The organism is Suttonella ornithocola (assembly GCF_001889065.1).
GTDB classification, from domain to species: domain Bacteria; phylum Pseudomonadota; class Gammaproteobacteria; order Cardiobacteriales; family Cardiobacteriaceae; genus Suttonella_A; species Suttonella_A ornithocola.
This window is the reverse complement of the sequence record NZ_LWHB01000091.1, coordinates 1-12,430: the sequence shown is the minus strand read 5'-3', so window position 1 is coordinate 12,430 and position 12,430 is coordinate 1. Positions and strand designations below refer to the sequence as shown.

The following is a 12,430-nucleotide window of genomic DNA, read 5'->3' as shown; positions in this document are numbered from 1 at the left end:
AATTTTTTAAATAAATTGTTAGTAGTGTTTGAAAAGTATGCTAACCATACTCTTACAAAAAATATTTCTTTTAATATATTGATATTTAAATATTTAACTACCATTGGATTATTTGATAAAATTCCAGCATACTTTTCAAACCACTACCAATTTTGTAACATTTTATTTTTGGTTAAGTTTTTTATGCATATCATTGGCAAGTTGTTCATATTCTGCTTTTTGCTTTTCTTGAATACGTTTGATGAATTTTGTTGCAGAAAAATGATAAAAAGGCTTAGGACAAAATTGTCTAGAAATAACCGATGCGGTAATGGTGCAAACGAGCATCCAAAATAGAAGGTTTTGTGTTGCAGTCATTTCCATAACGACAACGCTTGCAGTCAAAGGAGATTGTGTTGCGGCCGCTAAAAAAGCTGCGGTGCATAATAAGACTAATATATCAGAAGGAATGGAGAAATGAGTCAGTTCGGCAATGCTTTGCCCAATGATTGCACCAATGGTTAAACAAGGTGTAAAAATACCACCGGGAATACCTGCCCAGTAGGAGGCAATGGTACTTAGCCATTTGCCAATAGAGAGGCTGCCAAAATGTAAACTCGGATCACCTCTTAAGGATTCTGCAACGGTGTAATAACCCGTTCCATAGGTTTGTCCATGATAGTAGGTTCCTAGAGCAGCTAAAATGAGTCCGCATATTCCTGCTGTTATTAAAGGGTAGTTTGCAGGTAGCTGCCTCCATTTTTTAGGAATAAAAGCGCCCGCTCCAATACTGAGCGCTCGTCCAAATAATCCGCCCGCAATACCGCAAACAATGGCACAAATGCTAATCCATAACAATGGATAAGAAAAATTACTTCTATGGTAAATAAGTGGAAAATAAGGACTATTGCCTTCTATGGATATGAGGAATAATCCTGAAGCAACCACGCCAATTAAGATACCTCTTTCCCAACGCAAGGCTTTTCCTCGTCCAAGTTCTTCGATTGCAAAAATAACACCTGCAAGAGGCGCATTAAAAGCTGCTGCCAATCCGCCAGCAGCACCGATATAGCTAGAAGGTTATTTTCTTCCAGTCCTTTAAATGCTAAGTTCCTTTTTTTACACCACTTTCCCCATGAAACCATAACGGCAGCACCTACTTGTACTGATGGACCTTCTCTACCAATTGAAGCACCACAGAGCATTCCTAAAAAAGTTAGTGGTATTTTTAGCAAAGTTTCTTTTAATTGAACCAATCGAGTTTTATGTGAACTATAAGGGAGGTGGATAGCGGCAATTACTTGTGGAATGCCACTACCAGATGTATAAGGGGCATAAGAACGAGTAAGATAGTTAATGAACATCATTCCAAAAGGAAGAATAATCCATGCGGCTAATGGAAAGTGTTGGACAAATTTTGCATTCATTTCTAATGCAAAATCAGCAGTTTTTGCAAATAGTAATGCACAAAGCGCTACTAGTCCTGCGCCAATAATAAGGAAAAGGGTTTCAAAGGTATGCTTGGATAGACGTTTAGTTTGGGCGGTTTTATGCGCGATTTTTGCTCGTAATCTTGTATTTGGGTGCATATGATTATTTAGCAGAAAAGTAATAAAACACGCAATTCTTAACTGCGTGTTTTATTACTAGTTTATGATAAAAAGTTAGAATATTTTACTGAAAAATTGTTCCAAAAGAAATTGTTTCCGCTTTCTTTTAATGGATTATTTCACCGTAAATTTTCCATTCTCATTCTTAGGTAATGTCTTTTTCGAAGTTTCAGTAGTAGATGAGCGAATGGTATTTTTAGCATATTGCTTGGTTGTATAAGAGGTATTTAGTGGTAAAACTCTACGCGCCCCAGCATAACGTTTTTGCCAATTTGGTTTTTGTATGCTTTCAATACGCACATGTTCACCAGTTTGTGGTGAGTGAAGCATTTTACCGTCCCCAATATAAAGTCCAACGTGTGTAATTTTACCTCCACGACGGAAAAAAACGAGATCGCCGGGTTGTGGATTTTCAATCGGTGTCAGCGCTTTAAACTGTTCTTGACTACTACGAGGCAGTTGATAGCCTTTTTGCTGATAAAGATAGTGAACAAAACCTGAGCAATCAAATCCTTTAGGTGTCGTTCCCCCCCAACGATAAGGAGTGCCAATAAGGTTTTTACCAGTAGCAATCAGAGATTGACGTATGGTTAGTTTTGATTTGGAAGTGTTTTCCACTTTTTGTTTATTTACAGAAGATTGTTGGCGATTGCTTTTAAATTGTAACGCGCTTAATGGCGTAGCTGTGGAATTTAAAGCAACAAAGCTCAGTATGAATAAGATAGGTTTTAACATGGTGGTTTCAATCAATAATTAGTTTAAAGCTGTGGATTGCTTCAGATTAAAGATTGTAAAGCTTTTATTAAGCTTTGTCACGATTTGATTGGTGGCGAATGTCTTTCCCTTCTTGAGCAAAAATAATTGCTTCGGCAATATTGATACAGTGGTCTCCAATACGCTCTAGTGCTTTAGCTGCCATAAGAACATCAATACTTTGCGTGATAATAGAAGCATCTTCAATCATATAACTAGCAATTAGGCGAGCTGTGCTATGATAGGTTTCATCTAGTTCAGCATCGTCATTAATGAGTAAATAAGCAGCTTCAGCATCAGAGCGAGCCAGCATATCAATAGTTCGAGTAAGTAAGTTTTTGGCTAAACGTGTTACCGCACCAATTTCTCGCCAAACTCGAATTTGTGGATTGACCTGTTCTTTTCGTAGAAAACGTCCAATTTTACAACACTCATCTCCAATTCGTTCCAGGTCTGTTACGATACGGAATGTCGCACTGATATATCTTAAGTCAATCGCAACTGGCGCACGTTTGGCAATGAGCCGAGTGGCTTCTAAGTTAATATCTACATGATAGCGGTCAATTTTATCGTCAAGTGTTTCTATTTCTTGCAATACATTTAATGGTATTTCATCTTTAAGAAATCGACGAATGATGTGAAGCTGACTTTCACAGAGTTTTGCCATTTCCATAGTCATGTTATGAAGATTATGTAGTTCTTCGTCGAAGCGTGAGCTAGTATGTCTTTCCATCATTATTCCGTAAGTTACAATTAGATAAATATTAGCGAGCTTTTATGTCTGTTTTATTTCAAGAGTATTTGGGTGTGGATAAATATTGATTTTTACCCACCGACTTTCGCCGGTATTTGTATCTAATTCGATAATTTTTCCATATAAGGACTGATGTTCTTGAAGAAGATTTTTTAGACATTTGGCATGGCTACTAGGAATATAACCGATTTTATTACGTAGCCAAAAAACCATAATAGCATCAGGGTCATGAGGGTTGTTAGGTTTATGCTCAAAGCTGAGTTCATCACCTTGATGCATAAGTGTTGAGAGTTCAGCCGCGCGATAATATTGCAAACCTGCAATAGGAACGTGCGCAATGATTGGTTTAGGCGAAAAAGAAGTTAACCATTGTTTGAGCTTTTTAAACATATTAGTATCTATACTTGAATAGTAGTGATTCCACCCATATAAGGATGTAATACTTCTGGTATAACAATGCTGCCATCTGTTTGTTGATAATTTTCTAGTACAGCCACTAAGGTACGGCCAACTGCTAAACCTGAACCATTTAAAGTATGAACTAATTGAGGTTTTTTTTGCCCTTCTACACGATATCTCGCGCCCATTCTTCTGGCTTGGAAGTCACCACAATTACTACAAGAGGAAATTTCACGATATTTTCCTTGACCGGGTAGCCAAACTTCTAGGTCATAGGTTTTTTGTGCGCTAAATCCCATATCTCCAGTGCAAAGCGCCATTACACGGTAAGGAAGATTAAGTTTTTGTAAAATGGCTTCGGCATGATTGGTTAGTCTTTCTAGCGCAGTCGCTGAATCTTCAGGCGTTGTAATGTGTACCATTTCAACTTTATCAAATTGATGTTGGCGAATCATTCCCCTTACATCACGCCCAGCGCTTCCAGCTTCTGAACGAAAGCAAGGGGTATGAGAAACCAATTGAAGTGGTAAATCCGCTTCGTTAAGAATGGTATCGGCTACTAAATTAGTTAGCTGTACTTCAGCGGTTGGGATTAAGTAAAAATCGCGTTCACCTAATTGCGTTTTAAATAGATCTTCTTCGAATTTTGGCAGCTGCCCTGTGCCATATAGGGTTTGTGCATTTGCTAAATAAGGAAGATAGGTTTCTTGATAATCATGTTCTGCAGTATGGGTATCAATCATAAATTGCGCAAGTGCGCGGTGTAAGCGAGCTAAGGCACCACGTAGTACAGTAAATCTTGCACCAGCTAATTTAGTACCACTTTCAAAGTCTAGTCCAATATTTTCTAAGTCGGCATGCTCTTTAGGCGTGAAGTCAAAAACGCGAGGTTCACCCCAACGACGAATTTCTACATTTTCTTCTTCGCTTTCGCCAATTGGGGTATCTTGAGCAGGAAGGTTAGGAACGCTTGAGAGAAGTGCATCTAAAGCATTTTGCGATTCGTTAAAAATTTTATCTGCAGTTGCTTGTTCATCGTCTAAAGCGGCAACTTGCTTCATCAACTCATCAGTAGATTCTCCTTTGGCTTTTGCTTTGCCAATAGCTTGAGAGAGTTTCTTACGTTCGCTTTGAAGTTGTTCACTTTTAACTTGTCCTTCTTTTCTTGAGCGTTCTAGCGCTTCGTATTGCTCAATAGGGAAGTCATAGCCGCGAGTCTTTAAGGCAGCAGCAACAGCGGCGATGTCACTGCGTAAAAGTTTACTGTCTAACATAATTATTTATTTTCAATTATTAGGGGATTTTCTCGGACACTGGTTACTACTCCATTGGTATATTGAATAGTAAGGCTACGACGATAAAGTCGATTGGTTGATCCGCTTTTGAAAGTAAAAATATAGTTATCTATATTTGCATGAAAAGGATCGTTTACTGCCGGTGTACCTAAAATTTGATGCACCAATTCTCGATTCATACCGAGTTGAATTTGTGCGGCTTGTTCAGAAGTGTAGATATTTCCTTGCTGGATATCCGTTTTATAAAGAAAGGGGGAATAGCTACAAGCACTTAATATAAATGCTAGGAAAAGACTAGAAAAAATAGTAGTCAACCGTTTCATAAATAGCTTTCTCATCGATGAAAATAATGGATTATTATAGCTGCTTCTTGATGAATGTCATTATCATTGATAGTGTAAGTTGAAGTTATTTTTTGACTGAATAATAGAAAAAAATCCCCAAAGTAGAAGCCAGTTAATAAGTAATGCTAAAAGCACGGATGCTGCTAAATCTGATGGTGTATGCATCCCTAAAAGTACTCGGCTAGCCATAACTAAGGCTGCCCATATAATCACAAAATAGCTAATTTTTTTACGCGGTAAAAGTGCGATAAATAAAAATGCCCAACTCGCAACAAAAATAGTATGTCCAGAGGGAAAACGATACGCCACCTCTTTAATTCGATGCTGAGTTAATAAGTGTGGAATTTTATGGTCAAAATGAAGATAGTAGGTAGCAACTTCTTGCTGTTGTTGAGTTTTATTGCTCATATAAAATTTTTTGATAGCAGTTTTATCATATTGATGCATAGCCGCAATATAAGGACGAGGTTCTGCAAAATGATTCTTTAAGAGGCTTTTAGTGATTTGAGTGGTTGTCATTGAGATGATTGATAAGGCAAGAATTAACCAAGTATGGTGTTTGCCAAGTTTCCGCCATAAGCAAAAGGTTAGTAGAAAACTAATAATTACAGCAGTAGGAATGCTCCCTGTTTCTGTTATAAAATAGAGTATTATCAATATAGTATAACTGAATTCACTATCATTTTTCCAATACCAACCACTTAGATAAAAAGCAAAAGGTATCAATAACAACAAAAATGCTGTTGAGATAAGACGAATATTTAAGTGCATGTATTTAAATCCTTCGAAAAATGATTTGGCGAATATTTGAAAAAGACTCTAGATTAACAGATTGTTCCTGCTAGTCTAGCGTCTTTTTAATGTATTAATCAGAAGCTTTTATAGAAAAATATTAAAAATTAGGATTTTTTTAAGTTAATTAATTAATGCTTGTAAAGCATCAATTGTAGCTTGTTTCTGTAATAATAATTCATCTTTACCTGTGAAAACAAAAACATTGAATTTTATTTTTTCAAAGGAAATATTAAATATCTATTTGTTATAAGTATATCCCCAAAATATGGGTAATAGTTTAAAAAGCTAGTGCATTAAATCTAGATATAACTAATACAGCCGTTATTATGAATGCTTCGAAACGTTGCTTATCGTTTTATTTCTTGGATGCATACTTTTTTAACCACTACTATTATTTATTTAATATCAAGAATGGATATATATTCTGTTGGTACTGCTTTGGTTAGCCAGACTTTATTTTCTGCTTGATAGAATATATGCCCACTATTGCACATTTTTTCTGTATCAATTTTGAGAATTACAGGTTTACCATAACGCATGCCTACTTTCTTAGCGATTTCTGTGTTATCAGATAAATGGACGTATTGTCTAGAACCTGGCTTTAATCCTTCTCTAAAAATAGCATCAATATTTCTGCTCGCAGTGCCATGATAGAGCGTTTTAGGTGGCGTTTTTTCAGCAAAAGTAATGTCAACGGTATTTGTGGAATGTCCCTGAACGGCTCTTATATATTGTCTATCTTCAGATAATGCAAATCTTTTTTTATCATTTGTCGCAACAATTTCATAAATGCATTCAGTATTTAAGTGATAGCCTTTTCTTTCTGCGCCCGCAATGAGTTCACTAATTTTTGCCCAACCTTCACTGTTTAACTGTAATCCAATTTCTTCTGGTTTGTGTCGTAGGACGTAGCTTAAAAATTTACTGATTTTGGTTAAGTTTTGTTTGTTCATATTTTTAAAGTTAAGGATAAGATTAGATATAGACTATCGTAATTTATTTTGCTTTCTCAATAAATGTATTGGGCATCAATTAAACAGAAAAGAAGCGCTTATCATTCAATTTTTTTCCGCTATACTGACATTTTTTTGACAATAAGAGGCAGAATGAAGCGCGTAAATATCGGTATTCTTGGCTATGGCACAGTAGGTCAAGGTGTAGTAGAAGTGCTTAAGGCAAACGCTAAAGAAATTGAGCGGCGTTGTGGCTATGAGATTAGCGTAAAAACGGTTGTTAAACGAGATTGGTCAGGCATTGATACCAGTGCGTTACCGTTTGAATGTATTACCGATGCAATGCAATTGGTAACCGATCCGGAGATTGCGATTGTCATGGAACTAATGGGTGGAGAAGAACCTGCTAAAACACTTATTGAAACGGCTTTGAAACATGATAAGCATGTGATTACTGCCAATAAAGCGTTAATTGCTAAGCATGGGCAAGCGTTGTTTAAGTTAGCCAGAGATCGTGGGTTAGAATTATCTTTTGAAGCTTCGGTAGCAGGTGGGGTACCTGTGATTAAGGTATTACGTGAAAGTATGAGCGGTAATGCGATTCAATCGGTCGCTGGTATTATCAATGGAACGGGAAATTTTATTTTAACGGCGATGACAGAGCAGGGAAGAGCGTTTGCTGATGTTTTAGCGGAAGCGCAAGCGCTGGGCTATGCGGAAGCCGACCCGGCTTTTGATATTAATGGCACGGATGCGGCGCATAAGATTACGATTTTGGCGTCTTTGGCATTCGGTATTCCTTTGCAATTTGATCGTGTTTATATGGAAGGAATTGATACGATTACGCCAGCAGATATTGAAAATGCTGCGGAGTTAGGTTTTGTTATTAAGCATTTAGGACTGGCGATTCGTCGTGAAAATGGGGTTGAAATTCGAGTGCATCCGACGTTAATTCCTAGCGATAATATGTTGGCAAGTGTGAAGGGTGTGATGAATGCGGTGCAGGTGCAAGGCAATGCGGTGGGCAATAGTTTGTATTATGGTCCCGGTGCTGGACGATTGCCGACGGCTTCTGCGGTGGTCGCGGATTTGATTGATGCTGTTCGTGAGTTAAATTTAGACAGTGAAAGTCGGTTGGCAGAGTTTGGCTTTGCTAAGGTTTTAGATACTCAAGCGTTACCAGTGTTATCGCCGAAAAATTTTCGTTCTGCGTATTATTTGCGGATTGCGGTGGAAGACGAGGTTGGTGTTTTAGCAGAAATGACTAAGATTTTGGCAGAAAATGCGATTTCGATTGAGTCAATTGTGCAAAAAACGGAAGCAAAAGTGAACAATGTGGTTCCGCTAATTGTGTTAACGGATGAGGTTAATGAGAGTCGGTTGGATAATGCTTTGTCTGCGATTGAAGCGATGAAGGCGGTTCGCGAACCCGTCCGTCGTATTCGTGTGGAATATTTTGATTACTGATGCCAAAAATTTGTTTACGCCCTAAGTTGTCTTCACCAGAGGACTTTTCTCAGGAATGGCATCCTTTGGTGCGAGAAATTTATGCGGCGCGTTTACAGAATGCGCAGGAAGTGGAAAAACATTTAAAGAGGCTATTACCACCAGAGGGCATTCCTGATATTTATGTGGCGGCACGTCGATTAAGTGAAGCAATTGATAAAGGCGAGCAGGTTTTAATTTATGGCGATTATGATGTTGATGGGGCAAACTCAACAGCATTGATGGTTCGGGTGTTAAAACAGCTAGGCGCAAAAGTGTCGTTTTTTATTCCTAATCGACTGGTGCATGGTTATGGCTTGAGCCTTTCTGGGATTGAAGCTTTAACCGCCGTACCAGATTTGCTGATTACCGTCGATAATGGAATTCGCTCGCATTCTGCGGTAGAGCAATTGGTCAAGCAAGGCGTAGATGTGATTGTGACGGATCATCATGAACCAGATACTACTTTGCCTAATGCTTTTGCAGTTGTTAACCCAAAACGGCAAGATAGCCAGTTTGGCTCTCCTAATTTATCTGGAGTCGGTGTTGTATTTTATCTATTGCTGGCATTACGACAATTTAGAAGAGAACAGCAACAGGCATTTCCTTGTGAATTAACAGAGTATTTAGACTTGGTGGCTTTGGGAACGATAGCCGATATTGTCCCTTTAGATTATAACAATCGAATTTTAACGCAAGCAGGTTTACGCCGTTTACAAAGCGGGCAAGGAAATATTGGCATTAGGGCATTATGTGCCGTTGCAGGTCTTTCTATTGATACGTTATCTCCAAGCGATATTGGCTTTGCGGTTGCGCCAAGATTAAATGCAGTTGGGCGTTTAGAGGATATGCAAGAGGGCGTTTGTCTGTTATTAACAGATGATTGGGCAACAGCAAATGATTATGCACATTTATTAGATGAACTTAACAGAGACCGTAAAGCATTAGAAAATGAGATGGTGATAAAAGCTAGTGCGACGGTAGATTCTAGTCAAGCCATTGCCAGCGCATATTTGCCACAAGGTCATGAAGGGGTGATTGGTATTGTGGCTTCTCGTTTAAAAAGTCGCTACCAGCGCCCGGCGTTGGTGGCTACAGATACGGCGGATGGTCAGCAAATTAAAGCTTCTTTACGCTCTATCAATGGCGTCAATATTCATCAATTATTAGAGAAGGCAGCTACTCAGCTTCCTGAAGCTAGTTTACATTTTGGCGGTCATGCAATGGCTGCTGGGCTAACGGTGGATAAAAATTATTACGTCCCATTAGTACAAGCTTTAAATCAAACGTTTGTCCAAGAGATTGGGCATATTCCTGAAGAACCGCTATATATTGATGGCGAATTGCCCGAACATTTGTTAGATGTGAATTGGGCACGCTATTTAGAACAATTAGAGCCTTGGGGAGCGGGCTTGCCTATCCCAACTTTTTGTAATACTTTTACCGTTACTGAATGTCGAAAACTAGGCGCACAGCATACGCGCTTAATGTTACGACATCCTCAAAGCGGTAAATCACTACCTGCAACATGGTTTTTTCATAGTGTTGATTGGCAATATGGAGAAACGATTCGGGCGGTTTATCAGGTGCAAGTGAATCGCTTTTATGGTGACGAGCGATTAAATTTGCTTATTACTTATGCCGAATCTCCCCATTATCATTTATTATCTTAAGGAAGTTTATGCAGTATCAATCTACTCGTAGTCGTCAATCACTTGGGCAATTTAGCGATGTGTTGCTGACAGGATTAGCACCAGATGGCGGATTAGCTATGCCAGAAAGTATTCCACAAATTTCAATGGAAACTTTAGAAAAATGGCGTCCTTTAAGCTATCAAGATTTAGCTTTTGAGATTATGCGTCTTTATATTACAGATATCCCAGAAGCGGACTTACGGGCGATTATTGAGCGTAGCTATACTGAAGAGAAGTTTCATCATAAGGAGATTACGCCATTAACCCGCTTAGGAGAGAGTAACTTATATTTACTAGAGCTTTCTAATGGTCCTTCATTAGCCTTTAAAGATATTGCTATGCAGTTCTTAGGTGAAATGTTTGAATATGTTTTAGCTAAACGTGGCGAAACTCTAAATATTTTAGGGGCAACTTCTGGGGATACAGGCTCAGCTGCTGAATATGCAATGCTTGGTAAGCAAAATGTTAATGTTTTTATGCTATCGCCTCAAGGCCGTATGAGTGTTTTTCAACAAGCACAAATGTATAGTTTAGATGAGCCTAATATTTATAATCTTGCGGTTGAGGGCGTATTTGATGACTGCCAAGATTTGGTTAAAGCCGTTAATGCAGATGCTGCGTTTAAGGAAAAATACCATATTGGTGCGGTAAACTCTATCAACTGGGCACGTGTTTTAGCACAGTGTGTGTATTATTTTAAAGCCTATTTTGCTTTACCAATCTCTATCGGAGAGCCCGTTGATTTTACGGTTCCAAGTGGTAATTTTGGTAATGTTTTTGCAGGTTATTTAGCAAAGGCGATGGGATTGTCCATTCGTCGATTGATTGTCGCCACTAATGAAAATGATGTGCTTTATGAGTTTTTTACAACGGGTAAATATCGCGTTCGACCAGGTAAAGATGTTGCGAAAACCTCTAGTCCATCAATGGACATTGGTAAAGCCTCAAATTTTGAACGCTATATTTATTTAATGAGTGGTGAAAATCCTGAACAAATCGCACATTGGTGGGAAGAAATTGCTAATGGTGATATTCCTGCGATTGATGCACATAATGCTTGGGAAGCGGTGAAAATCAGCGGTTTTTCAGCAGGGCGCTCAACACATCAAGATCGTTTACAAACTATTAAAACTATCAACGAAACGTATCATCGCTTGATTGATCCACATACTGCGGACGGCGTATTGATTGGTCAGCAGAGAGCTGAATCAGGGATTCCAATGATATGTTTAGAAACAGCATTGCCTGCCAAATTTGAAGAAACAGTGATTGAAGCAGTAGGACATCAGCCTACTCGTCCTGAGCGGTTTAATGATATTGAGCAGAAAGAACGACATTGCGATGAAATTAAAAATAATGTAGATGTTTTAAAAAAATATATTGAAAAAAGATTGTCGAATAAATAATTAAGAGAATATTTCGCTTTTAATTATTTGATTTATAAAATTGTATTTTAATTGGTAAGTTTTATTGAATTAAAATAGGTATTCGTTTCGAAAATAAAATATCTTTTTAAATTAAGGATGGATAGAAAATGATTTAAGATTGTTTTCTATCCATCTTTCTTTTTGTTAACTTTTTATATATATTTTTTAAGCTTTAAAAATACTTTGATAGGTATTCTTATTTTAATTTATTGTTTTTTAGGAGAAAGATAGATGATGATAGCGGTTCTCGCTTTGGTTATTGCTTTTATTGTTTTTGCGACGGCAAAATTAAAATGGCATCCGTTTTTAGTATTGATTTTGGCTTCATTTATCACAGCTTTTTGCTTTCGTTTACCGCTGGATGAAATTGCCAATATTATTGGAAAGGGATTTGGTGGTATTTTAGGCTATATTGGCTTAGTTATTGTTTTTGGTACGATAATTGGTTTGGTCTTAGAAAAAACAGGTGCAGCAATTGTTATGGCTGAATCGGTTATTCGTTTAATTGGCGATAGATTTCCAACTTTAGCAATGTCAATTGTTGGTGCGATTGTTTCTGTTCCAGTCTTTTGTGATTCTGGTTTTGTTATTTTAAATTCATTGAAAGAGTCGTTAGCAGGGCGCTTAAAAGTTTCTAGTGTGGCGATGAGTGTTGCATTAGCGACAGGGTTATAGTGAAATCATCTAAAACCCAATCCAAGCCAAAGCAGATAAAAGAATAAAGTATCAATACAATCCATCCGCCATTCTTTGCGGATTTACTTAATCCAAGCCCACATCTTTTCAATGGGATTTAAGTCTGGACTATAAGGGGGTAACCAAACTATTTCATGCCCATGCTCTTCAATGATTGCTTGAATATCACTGCGTTTATGAAAAGCGGCATTGTCCATGACAATTACACTGTTTTTAGGTAACTCAGGTAACAGTGCTTCTCTCACC

11 protein-coding genes and 2 pseudogenes are annotated in these 12,430 nt (G+C 37.9%); 4 read left to right on the top strand and 9 right to left on the bottom strand.

Features of this window, described 5'->3' with window-relative positions:
* Positions 1-162: 162 nt before the first annotated feature.
* From A5N85_RS17265 to A5N85_RS07560, 8 genes and pseudogenes are all read right to left on the bottom strand, one after another.
* Positions 163-1,568: pseudogene (locus tag A5N85_RS17265) on the bottom strand (chloride channel protein).
* 135 nt (positions 1,569-1,703) lie between these two features.
* Positions 1,704-2,324, bottom strand: a complete 621-nt coding sequence (locus A5N85_RS07590) for a C40 family peptidase (RefSeq protein WP_072576692.1) — start codon at positions 2,322-2,324, stop codon at positions 1,704-1,706.
* 67 nt (positions 2,325-2,391) lie between these two features.
* Positions 2,392-3,078: a phosphate signaling complex protein PhoU gene (gene phoU / locus A5N85_RS07585; RefSeq protein WP_084601699.1), complete on the bottom strand. Its 687-nt coding sequence runs from the start codon at positions 3,076-3,078 to the stop codon at positions 2,392-2,394.
* 39 nt (positions 3,079-3,117) lie between these two features.
* On the bottom strand, positions 3,118-3,486 hold the full coding sequence (locus A5N85_RS07580) for an HIRAN domain-containing protein (protein WP_072576690.1): 369 nt from the start codon (positions 3,484-3,486) through the stop codon (positions 3,118-3,120).
* 8 nt (positions 3,487-3,494) lie between these two features.
* Entirely contained in the window at positions 3,495-4,769 is a 1,275-nt protein-coding gene (gene serS, locus A5N85_RS07575; protein WP_072576689.1) for a serine--tRNA ligase, read from the bottom strand.
* A 2-nt stretch (positions 4,770-4,771) separates the two neighbouring features.
* On the bottom strand, positions 4,772-5,113 hold the full coding sequence (locus A5N85_RS07570; protein ID WP_072576688.1) for an outer membrane protein assembly factor BamE: 342 nt from the start codon (positions 5,111-5,113) through the stop codon (positions 4,772-4,774).
* Positions 5,114-5,176: 63 nt separating this feature from the next.
* Entirely contained in the window at positions 5,177-5,905 is a 729-nt protein-coding gene (locus A5N85_RS07565) for a phosphatase PAP2 family protein (RefSeq protein ID WP_084601697.1), read from the bottom strand.
* A gap of 419 nt (positions 5,906-6,324) precedes the next feature.
* A complete protein-coding gene (locus A5N85_RS07560) occupies positions 6,325-6,882 on the bottom strand; it encodes an RNA 2'-phosphotransferase (protein ID WP_072576687.1) in 558 nt (185 codons plus the stop codon).
* Positions 6,883-7,035: 153 nt separating this feature from the next.
* On the opposite strand from A5N85_RS07560, the gene A5N85_RS07555 reads away from it, so the two are divergent.
* The 4 genes and pseudogenes from A5N85_RS07555 to A5N85_RS07540 all read left to right on the top strand — a co-directional run.
* Positions 7,036-8,349: a homoserine dehydrogenase gene (locus A5N85_RS07555; protein ID WP_072576686.1), complete on the top strand. Its 1,314-nt coding sequence runs from the start codon at positions 7,036-7,038 to the stop codon at positions 8,347-8,349.
* Positions 8,349-10,040, top strand: a complete 1,692-nt coding sequence (recJ, locus tag A5N85_RS07550; protein ID WP_072576685.1) for a single-stranded-DNA-specific exonuclease RecJ — start codon at positions 8,349-8,351, stop codon at positions 10,038-10,040. Before A5N85_RS07555 ends, recJ begins: the two co-directional genes overlap by 1 nt.
* 8 nt (positions 10,041-10,048) lie before the next feature.
* Positions 10,049-11,467: a threonine synthase gene (gene thrC, locus A5N85_RS07545; protein ID WP_072576684.1), complete on the top strand. Its 1,419-nt coding sequence runs from the start codon at positions 10,049-10,051 to the stop codon at positions 11,465-11,467.
* 252 nt (positions 11,468-11,719) lie between these two features.
* Positions 11,720-12,160 (top strand): annotated as a pseudogene (locus A5N85_RS07540) (GntT/GntP/DsdX family permease); the annotation flags it as partial.
* Positions 12,161-12,246: 86 nt separating this feature from the next.
* On the opposite strand, the gene A5N85_RS07535 reads toward A5N85_RS07540, so the two are convergent.
* The coding region (locus A5N85_RS07535) for a transposase (RefSeq protein WP_211268103.1) at positions 12,247-12,430 on the bottom strand (184 nt) is incomplete at its 5' end.